The organism is Coprobacter fastidiosus (assembly GCF_030296935.1).
GTDB lineage: Bacteria > Bacteroidota > Bacteroidia > Bacteroidales > Coprobacteraceae > Coprobacter > Coprobacter fastidiosus.
In genome coordinates this window covers 2,812,599-2,830,840 of sequence record NZ_AP028032.1, presented here as the reverse complement: position 1 = coordinate 2,830,840, position 18,242 = coordinate 2,812,599, and the positions used below count along the sequence as shown (strand labels likewise).

Here is an 18,242-nt window from a genome sequence, read left to right as displayed (position 1 = left end):
CTTATTATCAAGATATATATTACCGAAGAAAAATTTCCTATTACTTTACATTACTCAATCTTTTATTTTCTTTTTCAGCATAATTTACAAAAAAATCTATTATTTGTGGATAGAAATTCTCAAAATTACCGTATTTTTTTTGCTTTCTCTCATATTTTCTTAACAACCCGACCAATTCCGGCATCCATCTGAAATTACGCTGCATATTATACAAAAGTTCTTTTCTCACGTCTTCCGGTTTGTAGTTCTTATCCAACATATAACAAATTACGGCAGCACGCACCAATGATTCACTAATCATACTTTTCCACTCTCCATATGCCTGTTGCGACATAGCCCACATTGACGATTCAAGCAAATAACTTCCAGAACTTTCAAGAGCCTTTACATGATTAGGATACCTGCTTTCATCCAACAAATAGTTGATAAAAGAATGGTTAAACTCATGTACTAAAGTCAATAAATCCTCCTTAACGTATAATGGTTTATTCTCATTGTTGTTTACAAAATAAGCCACAAGAGCAAACACTTCTTTTTGTTCCCCTTTTATATGACGACTTACGCCATAGTTTGCGCCACCGTTACAAAAACCGATGATGATAGAAAATTTCTCGTTCAACACATTTCCATAAAATGATTCGAACCAATTCTCATCAATATATTTAGAAACTTTGTCCTCGTAAGCTTGTATACCTTTCTGGTAAAACTCTTGATGAGCTTTAAAGAAGTCATGGAAACGACTTTCTTTATAGAAATCAGCAAGTAAATTCAGGAACTTATTCTTGTCCACTTTATCCCACTGCTCTCTCAGCATGTTTATTTCTTCTTCTATTAGAAAAAATTTTCCTTCTTTCTCTTTTACGTGAAGGGCCATGGACATAACAGCATCATACGATATCCCATGTTGCTTCCTAAGGTCTTTCATGTAGATTACAGCCGGATGTTCAAATGTATTTTTGAAATGTAAGTCAATGTCCGTAATATATTGTCCGGCCATGTCCATATTATATTCCGGATATCCAGCCAAGCGCGCCAAAATACTCATAAGTTCTACATTTTCATTAACTTGTGGTCCTATAATCTGAGCCTTAGAATGAAAAATACAAAAAGACCAGAACAAACAATACATGAACAATCTTATTCTCATATTATTTTATTTTCTAGAAAACTTACTATTTATACAACTAAATTTCTCTCAAAAAAACTCTTTTTAAAAACGTCCATACAAAATTTAGACTGCCTCTAAAACATTTTTTATATTCAAAACATTTTAATTTATCCGTTTTTGAATATGTCTGTCGATCAAACCTTTATCAGTTCATAATCACGTATACCCAAACCGATTTTTTCGGCATGTTCCAATCCTGCCCGCCAATTGGTATCCGGATGCAGACAGGCGAATTTATCTACACCTTCAAGATGTTCATGCGGATGTTCTTCCGCTAAACGACTGCCCGGAATCAACGGAGCATTCATTACCAAATCGGCACAAGCCATATCCAAAGCAACCGGATCGAGGGATGCAGCCATACCTAGATCGGGAACAATAGCCGCATCATTATGATTCCAACAATCGCATTCAGGCGATACGTTCATAATAAAACTGATATGAAACTGAGGTTTATCTTGCAATACGGCCAAAGAATATTCGGCAATCTTATAGTTCAACCGTTCCGAAGTATCACCTTCACCCAATTGTGCGGCATCATATTGGCACAAGGCTACACATTGCCCGCATCCGACACATTTTTCATAATCGATTTGAGCGATATGACGATCATTTAGGTGTATCGCATCATGAGCACAATGTTTTACGCAAATATTGCAACCCTTACAATTTGCTTCCTCTATTCTGGGTGATGAAGCAGAATGCAGCTCCAGCTTTCCTCCGACACTGGCACAACCCATTCCGAGATTCTTCAAAGCACCTCCGAACCCGGCTTGTTCGTGACCTTTAAAATGATTCATTGTCACGATCACGTCTGCATCAGCAATTGCCGTTCCTATTTTTGCAGTCCGACAATATTACTGATTTATTTCGATCTCCTTATAATCAGTTCCTTTCAGTCCGTCTCCGATAATTACATCACACTGCGCCGAGATAGGATTGAAACCATTCTCCATAGCACTGCGTAAATGATCGACCGCATTGGAACGACGTCCCGAATAAAGGGTATTACAATCGGTCAAAAAAGGTTTCGCTCCTAAACTTCTTAACAAATTAGCCATACGAGCTGCATAATTCGGACGGATATAAGCTAAATTACCCGGTTCGCCAAAATGAATTTTTATTGCAGTAAACGGATTCGAAAAATCCAATCCTGCAATACCTGCCCTACGGCAAAGACGTTCCATCTTATCCAACAAATTACTGGACGGTGTCGTGTGCAGATCGGTAAAAAAAACTTTAGACTTTTCCATATCGATAAATTTATGACTGCAAAAATACAATTTCAAAATATATTACAGTACAGACGGAACATACATTTTCCCCTGTCTACTATTCCTCTGCAACATACGTTTCAATAAACGAGCAGTGAATTCATGATTTTTTAATCCCCATTTCGGAGCTATCAACAAATCATCGGGAGACTGGGAAACAAAACGTTCGACTGTAATATCCGGTCTCAGATGTTCGATAAAATCAATCACCAAATCGATATATTCATCGACATCGAACAGGTGAAATTCTTCAGGATTCTCCACCTGCTCGTACGCCATACGGGTATTGCGGATCAGTTGCAACTGATGTAATTTCAATGTCGACAATGGCAACTGAGACAATCTTTCTGCATGAGAAATGATCATTTCCCGATCTTCTCCCGGAAGTCCCAAAATCATGTGAGCTCCGGCTAAAACTCCGGCATTTGCCGTACGCATTACCGCATCCGCAGAATCGGAAAAAGTATGTCCCCGGTTTATTCTTCTCAACGTCTCATCGCATGTCGATTCTATGCCATACTCGACCAAGACAAAATATTTTTTCGACAGCTCCGATAAATAGGAAAGAAGTCGATCCGACATACAATCGGGACGTGTACCGATAATCAACCCCACAACACCATGAACGCTCAAAGCCTCTTCATACTTACCCTGCAACGATCGCAAATCTCCGTAAGTATTGGTGTAGGCTTGAAAATAGGCTAAATATTCCATATCGGGATACTTGCGCCCGAAAAAACCGATTCCTTCCTGCAGTTGCTCGGTAATAGACTTGTCGGTATTGCAATATTCAGGACTGAAAGTCTGATTATTGCAATAGGTACATCCCCCTTTTCCTTTTGTCCCATCTCTATTCGGACAGGTAAATCCGGCATTTATAGAAATTTTCTGAACTTTACCTCGAAAATATTTTTTCAGAAATACCCCGAAATCGGCATAAGGTTTATCATCCATTCTTATCTTCCGTACTCCCTATAAAATCCGACAATCGCTTCTATTCCTTTGTCCATAATATCTATCGGCATATTTTCATTCGGTGAATGCGTCGCATCCGACTCCAGACCGAAACCCATAAGAATAGATTTTACTCCTAAAACTTTCTCGAAAGCTGCGATAATAGGAATGCTCCCCCCCCGACGAACAGCCAAAGGTTTCTTCCCGAAAGCATCCTCATAGCCTTTTTCCGCAGCTTTATATGCCGGAAGATCTATCGGGCATACATACCCTTCTCCCCCATGCATCGGTGTCACTTTTACCCGTACATAATCAGGAGCAATACGATTGATATAATCGATAAACATTCCTGATATTTTTTCATGTTCCTGATGCGGAACCAGACGACACGAAACTTTAGCATAAGCCTTAGATGGAAGAACCGTTTTCGACCCTTCTCCCGTGAAGCCGCCCCAAATTCCGCAAACATCGAATGTCGGACGAATCGCCGTACGCTCCAGCGTCGAATACCCTTTCTCTCCGAAAAGAGCTTTTACATCCAATGATTCACGATATTTATCTTCACTATAAGGAACGGCAGCCAACATCTCCCGTTCCCGAGCAGAAACTTCTTCTACGTCATCATAGAAACCGGGAATCGTAATATGTCCGTCATTATCGGTAATTCCGGCGATCATTTTACACAAAACATTTATAGGATTTGCCACCGCACCTCCGAAAATACCTGAATGTAAATCCCGATTAGGTCCGGTCACTTCTATTTCCCAATATGCCAATCCCCTCAAACCGGTAGTAATAGAAGGGACATCCGCTCCCACCATACTCGTATCGGAAACCAAAATTATATCCGATTTCAAAAGGTCTTTATGAGCAAGGCAAAAATCTTCAAGCCCGGGAGAACCGATCTCCTCTCCGCCTTCAAACAAAAACTTAACATTGCATTTCAACAGCTTCTCCCGCAAAGCAATCTCAAATGCCTTGACTTGCAAAAACGATTGACCTTTATCATCGTCAGCCCCCCTCGCCCACAAACGTCCGTCCTGAATTACGAGTTCAAAAGGATCGGTATTCCACAACTCCAAAGGCTCGACAGGCATCACATCATAATGCCCATAAACCAAAACCGTAGGAGCTGACGGATCGATAACTTTAGAAGCAAATACTACCGGATTTGCTGAAGTCGGCATCACCTCTGCCATATCGACACCGGTCTCCAGCAATAAATTTTTCCAGCGCAAAGCGCACTCTTGCATATCGTTCTTATGTGAAGGATCTGAACTTATAGAAGGTATTCTAATCAAAGAAAACAACTCCTCCTGAAACCGTCCGCGATTTTTCTCAATATATTCTTTTACATTCATACTTTCAAATCTTTATTTTTCAAATACATTCAATCCATATGTCTCGTTTTATTTAACAAATAATGATCGAGAATAACCATTGCCGCCATAGATTCGACGATAGGAACTGCCCGAGGCAATACACAAGGGTCATGACGTCCTTTTGCCTTCAGATTTATCTCATTGCCGGCATAATCCAGTGTTCGGATATCACGCAAAATAGTAGCAATAGGTTTGAATGCAACTCTGAAATAGATATCTTCTCCATTGGAAATTCCTCCTTGTATTCCTCCCGAATGATTTGTCATTGTAGAAACTTTACCGTCCTTTTTTATAAACACATCATTCATTTCAGATCCGCGATACTGAACACCATCGAATCCCATACCATATTCGAAACCTTTTACCGCATTAATGCTCAACATGGCATTACCCAAATCGGCATGTAATTTATTAAACACCGGATCACCCAATCCCACCGGGACGTTCTTAATGACACAGGTAATGACCCCACCAATCGTATCCCCTTCGGACTTGACATCTGCAATCAATTCTATCATCTTTTCTGCCGTATCGGCATCAGGGCAACGTACGATATTCGATTCTATCTTATTCAAATCATAATGAGTATAATCCTTAGGCAATTTGATCGGTCCTACCTGAGAGGTAAATGCCCTGATATCGACAGAAAGTTTTCTTAATGCCAACTTTGCCAAAGCCCCGGCGACACATCGGGCAATCGTCTCTCTTGCCGAAGAACGACCGCCTCCTCGATGATCCCGGTATCCGTATTTCTGCTGATATGTATAATCTGCATGGGACGGACGATAGGCTTCTCTTAAATTATCGTAATCACTGGAATGCTGATTTTCATTATACACGACAAAGCCGATAGGTGTTCCTGTAGAATATCCGTTAAATATGCCTGAAAGAAACTCTACCTTATCTCCTTCTTTTCTCGGAGTAACAATCGAAGACTGTCCGGGACGACGACGGTTCAACTCTTTCTGTATGAAATCCATATCGATCTCAACTCCTGCAGGCATCCCATCGATAACGCCTCCTACTCCTTTTCCATGAGACTCACCGAATGAAGTAAGCCTGAATATTGTTCCGAAACTATTCATCGTCTAAATATATTACTAAAATATATGCAAGTAAAGATACGACTTTTTCCTGAATAGAAAAACATGAAATTAAACTTATCTAACGGTAAAATCTTCCCGATTTTTTTATTACTCTGATAAAAACGGTACTATTTAGAACTTTAAATTTTCCAATAAAAAAATCTTTTTATTTCTATAAAAAAGAAGAATGAAACAAAGTACAATAACTAAAAAAATACCTACATTTGTAATCAAGATTTTAATCTTTTATCAATAAAAAACAGAGAAAAATGAAAAACCTGAAATTTACAGCGCTGTTTTTAGCTGCGATCATGATGCTCGCCAGTTGTGGTACAATGAATAATACAGGTAAGGGTGCTCTCATTGGCGGGGGTGGCGGTGCTGCTTTAGGTGCCGGAATCGGTGCTCTTATAGGAAAAGGTAAAGGCGCGGCAATCGGTGCTGCCGTGGGTGCTGCGGTAGGTAGCGGCGCAGGAGCTCTTATCGGGAAAAAGATGGATAAGCAAAAAGCCGAACTGGAAAAAATAGAAAATGCTCAAGTTTCTACCGTAACAGACCAAAACGGACTTCAAGCTATTAAAGTGACTTTTGACAACGGTATTCTATTTAAATTGAACAGTTCAACTTTGAATGCAGTTTCAAAAACAGCATTGTCTCAATTTGCCGCATCTCTAAAAAATACTCCGGAAACTGATATTACAATATGGGGACATACCGACAATACCGGGACTTTAGCCGTAAACGAAAGGATTTCCGCTCAAAGAGCTGAGGCTGTTGCCGACTTTCTCGTACAAAATGGTATTCCCAGAAGCAGAATGACTACAGCCGGCAAAGCATACCACGAACCTGTCGCCAGCAACGATACTGAAGCAGGACGTGCACAGAACCGTCGGGTGGATATCTATATCACAGCAAACGAAAATATGATTAAACAAGCCGAACAAGGGACTCTACAATAAAAACAGTTCTTTAAAAATTTTGAAACGCCTCCAAAAATTTTCTCTTAAATTTTCGGAGGCGTTTCCATATAAAGAAAAATTTTTGCCGATTCTCACAATCCCGAAAGTCAACCGGAATAAATTGTTGTTAAAAAAAATTTTCATCGAATTTAATTTTCAAAATCCCAAAATCTTTATTGTATATTTGTTATATTCATTAAAATACAAGAATTAATTCAATACGACTATGAAAGTATCTTATCTCTTATTAGCAGAAGGTTTTGAAGAAATCGAAGCTCTTGCTACTACAGACATGTTACGCCGGGCCGGTATGGAAATAAAAACAGTATCTATCTCTCCGAAATTAGAAGTCAAAGGTGCCCATGACATCATTGTCCGTGCAGATATGACTTTCGATACACAAACTATATCTGACGCACAATGGATCATATTACCCGGAGGATTGCCCGGTGCAAAACATCTTGAAGAGTATGCACCACTAATCGAAATGCTGAAAAAAAGGGCAGCTTCAGGAGAAAATATCGCTGCAATTTGCGCGGCACCGGCTCTCGTTCTCGGGAAGAACGGAATTTTGAAAGGTAAACGGGCCACTTGCTATCCGGGATTCGAACAATTTCTCACCGAAGCTACTTACACAGCTCAACCAGTCGAAATAGACGGAAACATTATTACCGGAAACGGCCCGGCTTCTACGATAAAATTTGCTGCAAAAATTATCGAAAACACATTGGGCAAAGAAACCGCCGACTCTGTTTTAAAAGGAATGATGACAGAAAACGCATAGTAAAAATTTACAAAAAATGCCGACAAGATATTTTGTGAGGATTGTCGGCATTTCTATTTCCCCGACTTTATAAACTTTCTCTGTTCTCATCTGAATTTTACTCGGGTTAGATTTGAAAGTTTCTTTCGAGGATGTTTTTCTGTTTTTATAAGAAGGATAACGGACTATCTGACGAATGAAAACGGGAAAACAGACTGAAAGGAAACACAAAAATGGCCTGATTATATTATTATTAGAAATCCACACAGGCTCTTAATCAACAAAGAAACTTTTATCCTTAATTTTATTTTTTATTATCTCTATCAAATCTTTGTTTGTACAATCCATAAAATCCATAAAGGGACAGATACTCTCAACATTAACCATACACCAGTCCCCGATAAACTGGATATAATTATTTTCATCTACGATCAACTTAAATCCCAATTCCGTATCAGAGTTTCTTAATGTTGTCACTGCCAACTCACTAAATTTCCCATCATAGCTTTTATTTCCGCAACATAAGCGCATTTTACCTTTTCTACTAAGACTGATCGATGCAGGTTCATTCACTTCTTGTAATTTACCTTCAGCATCAGCGACTTTATAATATTTGAAATAAAGCATATAATCGTACTCCGAAGCAACATCGTATATATCGGTCGTGTTATAAATCACCTTCCATTCGCCATTTTTAGAAATATAAAACTTATTGTGCTTTTTCTTTGGAACACAAAGAGAACATTTCGAATTATTTATATAGTAATAATTTTCGTCTTCGTCATATTTCATATAAGAAGCCCATACCCCATCCTCAGATTGAGGACGGTATTCTGCCCAATTATTCCCGTCTTTTACAAAATACCCTCCTTCGTAGCAATATATTTGACGCCCGTTTGCTTTAAAATAGCTATAAATCTCTTTTGTATAATAAATCACCTCCCATTCGCCATTTTTAGAAATATAAAACTTATTGTGCTTTTTCTTCGGAACACAAAGAGAACATTTCGAATTATTTATATAGTAATAATTTTCGTCTTCGTCATATTTCATATAAGAAGCCCATACCCCATCCTTAGATTGAGGACGGTATTCTGCCCAATTATTCCCGTCTTTCACAAAATACCCTCCTTCATAAGTAAATAAACCGGTTATTTGGGCTGCCAACTCTACGATAAAAAACAATGTACAAGAAATTATCAGATAAAGTTTTTTCATGGTAATACCTCTTTATTTATACAATAACAAATATAGAAATAAAAAAAATATATATAATATACTTATACTTAAATAAATACAAAACAATTTGCTTATTAAAGCCGACTCTTATTACTTCTTTGCAATATAATCATAAACAACTTTTGAAACAGAGGCTATTATAGCTGCATTTGTTTTATCATCTTCTTTCGAATCCCGTATAAAAACGGCAATACAATAGCACTGTCCGTCGGGTAACTGTACAAAAGCCAGATCATTGTCTCCCGCCTTTACCCCTTCAACATTCCGGTCAGAGCTTCCGGTTTTATGCCCCATTACCACCCTTTCAGGAAGTCCGGCTTTTATCTTATCATTTCCCGTAGATGTTTCTATCATGATTTTTCTTAAATAGTTCCCATACTCGTCTCTGAACAAATCTTCTTTTAAAAATTTATCCAACAACAGAACGGCAGAAGACGGTGTAGCCGTATTGCAGTATTGTTTCTCAAACGACTCATGCATCACCGCTTCCGTCGCAACAACAGACATTCCCGAAATGCCCAACCGCTTAATATAATCATCGACAACTTTTGTCCCGCCGATATACCCGAATAATATATCACACGCATTATTATCGCTCAACGATACCGTGTAAGAAAGCAACTCCTGTATCGACATCTTAATATTACCCTGAGGATGCCGATCTCTCAAAGGACTATATGTATCAGGTAATAGATCCGATTCCCGAATAAATATCTCGGTATCGAGAGAAAGATTATTTTTATGAAGATAATCAAGAACTGCAAGAGCCAATGGAAATTTGCAAACACTCATCATCGGATAATCACCCCTATTCACTTCAAAAAGCCGGTTATCCCCATATAAAACAGCAATTCCGACGGTTGCCTTTCTCTCTTTCAGAACAGAAGCAATACGCATCTTCAGCTCTCTTTCTTCCTTTGAAAAAGCCTCTGTAACGGCAAAACATGCGATTAAGACCCCAACAATAAAATATTTCATAATTATCCGATAGTATTTATAAGAAACAAAAATAGAGAAAAATATACTCAAGCTGATGTATTTTATAAAAATATATCAATGTTCCTCAAAAGCGATGACACACCATTGCATTATCAGAGTTCCTTCTTTCAGAAAAACACAAGCATAAATATTTTTTCATTTTTAACAATTAAGTATTCCTTAAGATCGTACCTTTGCACTCCCGTGTGCTTGATAAACCACGTAAAAAACAAGATGTATGAAAAAAACAGTCAGCCTCCCCTTTATGGTGTTGAGCATACTTTTCTGTGTATGCCTCATCATTTCCAACATTCTGGAAGTGAAAATGATCTCTTTAGGTCCTGTCACGGCAACTGCCGGACTTATCGTATTTCCTATCTCGTATATTATAAATGATTGTATTGCCGAAGTATGGGGTTATAAAAAAGCCCGGTTGATCATTTGGGCAGGATTTGCCATGAACTTTCTCGCCGTAGCGCTTATACAGTTGGCAATACTCTTGCCTCCGGCTTCATTCTGGAACGGACAAGAAGCCTTTTCTTTGGTATTTGCCGCAACTCCTCGTATCGCTGTAGCCAGTTTGATCGCATTTTTGGCCGGATCGTTTTTAAATGCTTACGTCATGAGCAAAATGAAAGTAGCCAGCAAAGGTAAAAGATTTTCGCTTCGGGCAATGGTATCGACACTGGTAGGAGAAAGCGCCGACTCTTTGATCTTTTTTCCTGTGGCTTTCGCCGGAGTCGTACCGTTTAACGAGCTGCTGATACTCATTGTAACTCAAGCAATTCTGAAATCGGCCTACGAAGCTATTATTTTACCGGTTACCATACGAGTGGTAAAGCTAATCAAACGAATTGACGGAAGCGATGTATATGACACCGACATTTCTTATAATATACTAAAAATAAAAGAAGTATAATATTTAATATGGAAGAAACGACACTAAGCCTATTAGGAAAAAAGACAGAATATCCCCAAGATTATGCTCCTGAAGTATTGGAAGCATTCAATAATAAACACCCGGAGATGGATTATTGGGTACGTTTCAACTGTCCTGAATTTACAAGTCTTTGTCCTATTACAGGACAACCGGATTTTGCAACTATACAGATCGATTATATTCCGGATATAAAAATGGTAGAGAGCAAAAGTCTGAAGCTTTACCTATTCAGTTTTCGCAATCATGGAGGATTTCATGAAGATTGCGTCAACTTGATTATGAAAGATCTCATCAAACTTATGAATCCCAAATACATCGAAGTTACCGGTTTTTTTACACCGAGAGGCGGGATCAGCATATACCCATATTGCAATTACGGACGTCCCGGTACTGAATATGCCGAAATGGCAAAAGACAGAATGAGAACCCATCGATAAAGCTGTTATAATGCCAAAAGTAGCCGTTATCCTGACATTTATCGGAAACGGCTACCTTTTTTAAATTTTATTCAAGTCTGCTTTGAGGATTCCTTTATGGGAAATTTTAATCAGGTTACTCTACAATCTAATTTTTCACAGGTCGTACCGACCGTCCGTAATAGCTGGCATTTCCCGCCCAACGAATCCGAGTCGGTTGCAACTCTAAATAATAGGCATAATCATTATCTCCGGCACTACGATACTGAGATGTCCAGTAATAGCCGACTTCTCCGCTTTTAGAAATCGTCGATCCCGGATAGATACGATACCCCGTTGCCGGAAGGAAAAGCCCGCCGACCAATTCTTCATCGGTAATCTGACGTGCTGAAGTATTCTCTACACGACCGCTTTTCATCGGAGGAGTAAACAAATATCCATATACATTTTTACCATCCTCTGTCGTATAATATCCATATTGATATGAAGCTTCATTATACAATTTCTGCAACTCCGCTTGTGTCGGCAGTCTCCATACCCCTTGTGTTGCCCAATAAGCAATATCTCCGTATAATGCGGCAGCAAAATCAGAGGTCTCGGCCGTACATGCCTCATCGGTAAACATTTTACCGCTTATATCCTGCGACACATTCTTTGCACAAACACTAGAACTGGTAGTCAAAGCATTTGCACCGCATACTCCCCAATTGAAATGATCCATTTGCGAAGAACTTTGTGAAATAGACGACCCGGTATTACCATCGACATAATTAAAGTATTCCCACTGATGATCGGCAATCCTCCAATCTTCACCTAAATGCTGAAGGTTACCTCTTGCCCATTTTATTCCGCAAACACTGACATAGTCATTATATTCCGAATTTACATCATCATAAAGCATTCCGTCTTTATCATCATCGTCATCGGAAGAACATGCGGCAAATCCGAACGTCATCACAGACATCGCCGCCATAATCAATAAATTTTTCAAGTTCATATCTTTTTATTTAAGCAATCAGTTACAGACATAAACATATAAATTTCAAAAAGAAACATATATAATATCGACAAATGTAAGCAGGTTGTTAACGTTTTCAAAATCTATGTACTGAAAAAGAGATTTTCGATGTTTTTTTAACATTTCATCCTCAAAAGACAAACTATCGCGATAACCGGGCCATATATAAAAGTCCTGCCGGTAAGAATTCTTACCGGCAGGACTTTTATATGCCTCCAAATTGTTCGTGTAAAATTTATATAGATTCTCAAACTAAACGACTCTCGTAGATTCCGATGCGATTACCAATTTCACTTCACGATTATCATACGCCCTTTTGTATTGGCAACCCACTGAGGAGCATACAGACACTGTATTGTAGAAATACCGTTATGATAACTTCCGGGACGATCGGCCCACACATCATAACTAACTACATAAGTACCTTTCGGAAGAAAATCGAAATAGAGATTCGTCACCGCATCTTTTGTTTCCTGATAATAGCAAACTCCGTCTTTACATTCGTAACGCGACAACTGATCGACCGGTTCGAAACATGCAGGACGTTGATCTTTTACATGGACAAATTCCAAATCACGATCTGTCCTTATTATCAAACGGATATTGACCTTATCTCCGCTCTTCAGCGTTACTTTATTCAAAGGCTCATACACTTTTTCTTTTCCCGACATTTGTTCCACAAAAAACTGCTTATCGATAGAAAAACCTTTGACCGCCTTATTTCGTATCTGTGTAAAATCGGCAAAATACTGTCGGTATAACGCTCCCCATGAAGGTTGTTTCTGATCGGCCGATACTTCGACATTTGCCAAATCAGGAGTAATCTCCGCTCCCTGACGGATATACCGTTCATATCCGGTGAAACCATCCGTAATCTCCGGTTTTAAAACGGTTTTCCCCCATGTGATTTTTACCGTATTTCTCGATGCTGACAACATATAGTCTCCGGTATTCAATATTGCATTGACAGCATCTATCGTCGAAGGCACAGATCCCCAATTCTGTGTCTGTTTCTGCATAATCAACCAACGTTTCATCTCATTCAACTCAGATTTTGAATTCGGATCTATCTCTGCAAAAGCATTCATTATTGCAGTATGTACCTGTATTGCACTATTTCTGTAAGCATAAGACGACTTATTATTTTGCCAAAACATACCCAGCTCCTCTGTCGTTGTAGAATATTCTCGCAAAGACTCCAATATCTCTTTGGCCTCAGCGGTAAAACCGTAACGATACAATGATACTGCGGCAACAGCTTTTTCGTACAAAGAGAAAGAAACCCACTCCCTCTTTATATACTCGATGATCTCTTTATGAGCGCTCAGCGCTTTCGCCAACGGCATATCCCGATAGCTGCTTCTCACATATACATAAAGAAGCTTGCCATATTTAGATACCACACCCGACTTATTAGCTTTCCTCCTTTCCTGATCCAAAATAATGCAACTATCCAAATAATTGATCGCCCGCATCTGCATATATTTAGAAGCCTCGTCATATTGTATTCCGCCTAATTTCGTCAAGCGAGACAGACCTTCTAAAGTATTAACCGTCATCAGGAAACTAACCGGCATTTTTTTCATCCAACCCCAGCCGCCTTCGGGCTTCTGCAAGTCACGAAGCAATTCCAATGCTTTATTTTGCAACTGCTCAGCACGGGCAACATCCAACAAACCGGAAAGTGATTGTAATCGTTCCGTTTCATTTTGTGCATCCAACGCCCAAGGCGTCTCTGAAATCAATACAGATTTTAACTCTTCATTTTTCTCCAAAGGAGATGCTAAAGATGAACCGGTCTCATTTTTAACTTTCCAAGTCTGTAATGCCGAAACGATCTCAGGATTATTGCGAGCTAAAACCGAAGCGACCGTATTGCCATATAAAGCGGCCGTAATATTAATAACGTCGGTACCCGAAACTTCATTTAATTGAGGAAGAGCCTGCACTACATACCAAAGTGGATTAGCCGTATACTCCAATACCATACGATAATTTTCCTCTGCATCATCAGAAAGTCCTTGCATCCGTATGTTTTTTATTTCCTTCCCGCCTTTCAACACAAAAGGTTCAGCCTCCGTCACCAACGTCCGCGACGGCAATATCGGAATAATATGCTGTTCTCCATCGCTTACTCCGGGAGTCACCGCGTTTACACGGATACCCAACACATCCAACCCCTCAGGAACTGTAAAATCCATACTCTCCAATTTTGATTTTCCGGCTTCAAGAATAAACTCCTGCTTTTTCTGTTCCAACACTTTATCAGTATATGGATCGAACAACTCGAATGTGAAACCGCCGCTCATCAAACGATCTGATATATTCTGCATTAATGTAGCAATCGAAACCTCATCTCCTCTACGCACAAAACGAGGTATGTTCGGGGCTACCATCAACTGTTTTTGAGAGATCACATTATTTTTATACGAACCGTATTTCAGATCTTTCGTATAAGCCAACGCCTGAAATTGCCATTCGGTATTGCTTTCGGGAATCGTAAATTTAACAGACACTTCTCCCTGCTCATTTGTTGTCAATTGAGGATAAAAAAATGCCGTTTCATTGAAATTCCGCCGATATTGCACAGGTGTTTGCTCTAAATTTCCAGAACCGGCCGCATCCTCCGGGACAGCAGGAGCTGCTACATCTTCAACAGACATATAGGGCCGACTTTTTGCCATTGTATTCATCTGTGTCGCAAAAGTCAAAGAGGTCATTCTTCTGTAAATAGTTGAATAAACAAACCTTCCGAAATAAAGCGGAAAACAAGAAGTGCTTATCTGCTCGGATTTCCAGATATTCCGCCCGCCTATATCCCGCAAAAACAGGCCATAATCTATCGGATTATATACCGGTCTGAAACTCCAATCATGAGGCATTATCTCATTTAAAGAAGCATCGAACATCTCGGTCATAAAGCGTGCCGAAACGGGCTTCCCCGATGCATCCTTCACTGTAAAGCTCCAAGACTCTTGACTGCCCGGAACTGTTCTGTCCCGGAAAGTAGAAGTCGTTATCGACAATTTCATATCCGGCTTTTTCCGATGTATATTTATCACAGAGTTATAAGAACATCCTTCTTTTATAAAAGATACGAAAAGCTTAAGACGATCACCATATTCCGGTTTATATAAAACAGGGAATCGGTAATTTTTATCCGATATTTTTACTCTCCGGGAGTCTACCAACCGAAATCCATCATATAAATTATACAAAACGTATGCCTGCTTGATAGAAGTCCCGTATATGACATCGACAGACTCTCCGTCCGAAACTTGATACAAATCTTCAGGTATCCATTCATACGTTTTTATCGGAGGCTTTTTATCTTGCATACTATATAAAGCAAAATCGGCATTTCTGATAACCAAGTTTCCATTAGTATCCGTCACCTGAAGTACAAGACGGTATATGCCCGAAGGCAATTTTTTCCAACTTTCCAAAGCAGGAATATTATCCGACACGAAACTCTTTTCTTCTACCTGCATCCGCACTTTCAACGAATCGGCACTTATAATATCATGCTTCGATATAGGATTTTCCAAACCATACATCGAATATAATATATACTTACATTTCACCGAAACCGGCATCCCTGCCATATTCGTTATCCTGAACTTGACCGGATTGGGCGCATTCTTGTCAATCATTTCGGGAACTTCCATCTGCACCGACAATGGACTTTCTCCCACCGTCACCCAATAAGATTGAGATTGCGTTTCACCATTAGCAGATGTTACATTCACATCAATCCTGAATCGATAAAAAGTTCCGGTTTTCAACACATCCTTATCGCTTTTCCGAGCAACAAATCGGAGAGTAAACTCACCGTCTTCTCCCGTAAACAATTCCCCTTGAGCTATCTGTTCACCCTTATTTCTCCACCAACTGTTCGCAAGACGTTGCACCGTATAAGAAACATCCGCTCCCGAAACAGGAACTCCCGAAAAGCTGATGACTTTGCCGTTAACCGAGACCACCTGCCCTAAAGATACGGCATCCTTTACCGGCTCGAATAAAATACGGAAAGTGGGTCTTTTATATTCCGACACTTGTACAGATAAACTTTCGTTACGACCTTCTACCCTAATCCGGCAATATCCGTTTACCATATCCGAAGGAAGCACGAAAGATCCGGTAAACGAACCGAACGAGTCGCCTTGAACCGTACAACGAGCAATATCTTTACCTTGAGCCGAAAGAACGACTGTATAACGTCCGTCAGGCACGACTGTCCCGACTTTTTCTCCCACCCGATAATCAATTCCGGAAAAATAAAGTGTCTGTCCGGGACGATAAACAGAACGGTCGGTAAAGAGAGAAATCATTTCACGTTCCGTATCCGCATCACCGCTCCAATATCCGTATCTCAAGTTCTGAAGTGGATAATAAACATCATTCTTCATTTCGGGTTTAAAATACATTACCGTATCTTTCTCACCCAAACGAACCAAACCCAAACGATCTGCCTTTACCGTATTCACATAAGAATCCTCAGAATCTGAACGAAACAATTTTACCGGAATCCCGGATAACGGTTTTCCGCTTTTAGAATCAGTCAAGATAACGAGAGTCTCTTTTTCTGTCGGAGCTAAAGTCGCCGCGTAGATGCGGGAAACATAAAAACCGATTTTTCCAAGATCAGCTTTCTCTTCCGAAAAAAATCTCAAGAAATACTCTCCGTTATTCAGTGCCGGAAGAACACATTTCCCGGTACGATCTGCCAAACTCAACGTATCACTCAAATGCAAAGTATTTGCAAATTGCAGTATGCTGTCATTACCCTCCGTACGATACAACGTCAAATAAAGCTGCTTGATATTCTTATACTCAAAAGAGAGTGTATGCGGTTCTCCCGGATATAAAACCTGACCCATATTCAGATTGAAGCTATACGCCGTCAATTGATCTCGTTCAGATTTAAGACAATCCAAACGGGGATATTCCGGGAAACGGGAAATCAACCGATCAGATAACTTTACCAGATAGGCTTTGGTTTCGGGAGATGTATTCCATATCCGACTATAATAATCCAATAAATCTATCGCTATTTCTACCGAATAGGGACTATCTTTATAAACATTCAGTAGATTCTCTAATTTTTGAGGGTATTCAACCCCGGAGTTGTTATCCTGTAAAAACTTCAACCGTTTCAAATCAGCTATAAGGTAAGAGGGCGATCCCGGATCGGAAAATCTCAACAACAACTGATACACGGCAATTATCTGATGTCTCAACTGATATTTCTCAGGGAAATACGGATAGTTTACAAAATCCGCCGCCGGCATATTCAATTCTTTCAACAAAGGCTCTTCAAGAATAAGAGGAAGCACCGGATTCGACAATAATCCCTCATATATATCTATTGCACGGTACGCCAAAAAGTCGAGCATGGTTGGGGTCAATATTTCCCAATCTTTATCAGTATCCAGAGCTTCCTTATAAATCTGAGTAGAAGTTTTATGTAAAATTTCTGCCGGTTTGACGGAAGACTGCAACAGATCGGATATCTTTCTTACAAAAGCTGCTCTATCCCATTCATCGATCTTCGCAAGATCGGGAGCTACATCTGTCAGAACACCATTCTCCAATACCCCCCGAGTATTCTCATAATAATCAAAGATCATCTGAGCCTCAATAGAGCTGAGCACGGCACGTTGCACCGAATCGGTAGAAGACTCCCTCAAATGTTCGGCAAACCGTATCAACGAAGGGAAACTATCTCGTGAAATCAGTAACTGATAATGCACATATTCGAGCAGATACTTTGCTATCAAAGGATTGTTCTCTTCTTGTATCGCATTCTTCAAATTCTCATCAGCTTCAACCAAAGCCGTACGCGGTTTCGCCGTTTTGTTCCGCATAGCAACAACCTCATTTTTCGTAATCCCCTGAGAGAAAACTGTGCATATCCCCCCGATTACCCATAAAAAAACAAGAATAAACTTTTTCATAATACATTGCCCTCCTAACCTATCTGTCATACTACAAATATAATAACTAAAAGGTAACCGTTAATTAAGAAAAGCCAAAAGATAATTACAAAACATTAACTATATTATC

The 18,242-nt window shown here is 39.6% G+C and carries 12 protein-coding genes and 1 pseudogene; 4 read left to right on the top strand and 9 right to left on the bottom strand.

Annotated features, from left to right (window positions below; all coding sequences use genetic code 11):
• Positions 1-40 precede the first annotated feature (40 nt).
• From QUE35_RS11215 to aroC, 5 genes and pseudogenes are all read right to left on the bottom strand, one after another.
• The gene (locus QUE35_RS11215) at positions 41-1,147 is read right to left on the bottom strand and encodes a DUF4932 domain-containing protein (RefSeq protein WP_031258433.1); all 1,107 of its coding nucleotides are present in this window, start codon (positions 1,145-1,147) and stop codon (positions 41-43) included.
• A 155-nt stretch (positions 1,148-1,302) separates the two neighbouring features.
• A pseudogene (locus QUE35_RS11210) lies at positions 1,303-2,421 on the bottom strand (DUF362 domain-containing protein).
• Between the two features lie 42 nt (positions 2,422-2,463).
• Positions 2,464-3,396 carry a tRNA modification radical SAM protein MnmL/YtqA gene (gene mnmL / locus QUE35_RS11205; protein ID WP_022600828.1) on the bottom strand — a complete coding sequence of 311 codons (933 nt, stop codon included), beginning with the start codon at positions 3,394-3,396 and terminating at the stop codon, positions 2,464-2,466.
• Between the two features lie 2 nt (positions 3,397-3,398).
• The gene (locus QUE35_RS11200; protein WP_022600829.1) at positions 3,399-4,757 is read right to left on the bottom strand and encodes a dipeptidase; all 1,359 of its coding nucleotides are present in this window, start codon (positions 4,755-4,757) and stop codon (positions 3,399-3,401) included.
• 29 nt (positions 4,758-4,786) lie between these two features.
• A complete protein-coding gene (aroC, locus tag QUE35_RS11195) occupies positions 4,787-5,863 on the bottom strand; it encodes a chorismate synthase (protein WP_022600830.1) in 1,077 nt (358 codons plus the stop codon).
• A 269-nt stretch (positions 5,864-6,132) separates the two neighbouring features.
• Here aroC and QUE35_RS11190 point away from each other — a divergent pair, with 269 nt between their 5' ends.
• Both QUE35_RS11190 and QUE35_RS11185 read left to right on the top strand, forming a co-directional pair.
• The gene (locus QUE35_RS11190) at positions 6,133-6,822 is read left to right on the top strand and encodes a YiaD family glycine zipper/OmpA-like lipoprotein (RefSeq protein ID WP_009318985.1); all 690 of its coding nucleotides are present in this window, start codon (positions 6,133-6,135) and stop codon (positions 6,820-6,822) included.
• 226 nt (positions 6,823-7,048) lie between these two features.
• A complete protein-coding gene (locus QUE35_RS11185; protein WP_022600832.1) occupies positions 7,049-7,606 on the top strand; it encodes a DJ-1 family glyoxalase III in 558 nt (185 codons plus the stop codon).
• Positions 7,607-7,858: 252 nt separating this feature from the next.
• Here QUE35_RS11185 and QUE35_RS11180 read toward each other — a convergent pair whose 3' ends face one another.
• Both QUE35_RS11180 and bla read right to left on the bottom strand, forming a co-directional pair.
• Positions 7,859-8,803, bottom strand: coding sequence for a hypothetical protein (locus QUE35_RS11180; protein WP_022600833.1), 945 nt, complete (start codon positions 8,801-8,803; stop codon positions 7,859-7,861).
• Between the two features lie 111 nt (positions 8,804-8,914).
• A complete protein-coding gene (gene bla / locus QUE35_RS11175; RefSeq protein ID WP_022600834.1) occupies positions 8,915-9,802 on the bottom strand; it encodes a class A beta-lactamase, subclass A2 in 888 nt (295 codons plus the stop codon).
• Between the two features lie 238 nt (positions 9,803-10,040).
• Between bla and QUE35_RS11170 the strand changes: the two genes are divergently transcribed.
• Both QUE35_RS11170 and queF read left to right on the top strand, forming a co-directional pair.
• Positions 10,041-10,721 carry a queuosine precursor transporter gene (locus QUE35_RS11170; RefSeq protein ID WP_031258434.1) on the top strand — a complete coding sequence of 227 codons (681 nt, stop codon included), beginning with the start codon at positions 10,041-10,043 and terminating at the stop codon, positions 10,719-10,721.
• Between the two features lie 8 nt (positions 10,722-10,729).
• Positions 10,730-11,179 carry a preQ(1) synthase gene (gene queF, locus QUE35_RS11165; RefSeq protein ID WP_009318997.1) on the top strand — a complete coding sequence of 150 codons (450 nt, stop codon included), beginning with the start codon at positions 10,730-10,732 and terminating at the stop codon, positions 11,177-11,179.
• 127 nt (positions 11,180-11,306) lie between these two features.
• Here the strand turns inward: queF and QUE35_RS11160 are convergent, their stop codons facing one another.
• Positions 11,307-12,155 carry a hypothetical protein gene (locus QUE35_RS11160; RefSeq protein ID WP_022600836.1) on the bottom strand — a complete coding sequence of 283 codons (849 nt, stop codon included), beginning with the start codon at positions 12,153-12,155 and terminating at the stop codon, positions 11,307-11,309.
• 311 nt (positions 12,156-12,466) lie between these two features.
• Positions 12,467-18,133 (bottom strand): alpha-2-macroglobulin family protein, encoded by a 5,667-nt coding sequence (locus QUE35_RS11155; protein ID WP_022600838.1) that lies wholly within the window; start codon positions 18,131-18,133, stop codon positions 12,467-12,469.
• Between the last annotated feature and the right edge of the window lie 109 nt (positions 18,134-18,242).

Excerpts from the sequence above, each read along its gene's own strand:
- QUE35_RS11170 (WP_031258434.1), top strand. The coding sequence starts at position 10,041 with ATGAAAAAAACAGTCAGCCTCCCCTTTATGGTGTTGAGCATACTTTTC.
- mnmL (WP_022600828.1), bottom strand. The coding sequence starts at position 3,396 with ATGGATGATAAACCTTATGCCGATTTCGGGGTATTTCTGAAAAAATAT.
- QUE35_RS11185 (WP_022600832.1), top strand. The coding sequence starts at position 7,049 with ATGAAAGTATCTTATCTCTTATTAGCAGAAGGTTTTGAAGAAATCGAA.
- aroC (WP_022600830.1), bottom strand. The coding sequence starts at position 5,863 with ATGAATAGTTTCGGAACAATATTCAGGCTTACTTCATTCGGTGAGTCT.
- queF (WP_009318997.1), top strand. The coding sequence starts at position 10,730 with ATGGAAGAAACGACACTAAGCCTATTAGGAAAAAAGACAGAATATCCC.
- QUE35_RS11180 (WP_022600833.1), bottom strand. The coding sequence starts at position 8,803 with ATGAAAAAACTTTATCTGATAATTTCTTGTACATTGTTTTTTATCGTA.
- QUE35_RS11155 (WP_022600838.1), bottom strand. The coding sequence starts at position 18,133 with ATGAAAAAGTTTATTCTTGTTTTTTTATGGGTAATCGGGGGGATATGC.
- bla (WP_022600834.1), bottom strand. The coding sequence starts at position 9,802 with ATGAAATATTTTATTGTTGGGGTCTTAATCGCATGTTTTGCCGTTACA.
- QUE35_RS11190 (WP_009318985.1), top strand. The coding sequence starts at position 6,133 with ATGAAAAACCTGAAATTTACAGCGCTGTTTTTAGCTGCGATCATGATG.
- QUE35_RS11215 (WP_031258433.1), bottom strand. The coding sequence starts at position 1,147 with ATGAGAATAAGATTGTTCATGTATTGTTTGTTCTGGTCTTTTTGTATT.
- QUE35_RS11200 (WP_022600829.1), bottom strand. The coding sequence starts at position 4,757 with ATGAATGTAAAAGAATATATTGAGAAAAATCGCGGACGGTTTCAGGAG.
- QUE35_RS11160 (WP_022600836.1), bottom strand. The coding sequence starts at position 12,155 with ATGAACTTGAAAAATTTATTGATTATGGCGGCGATGTCTGTGATGACG.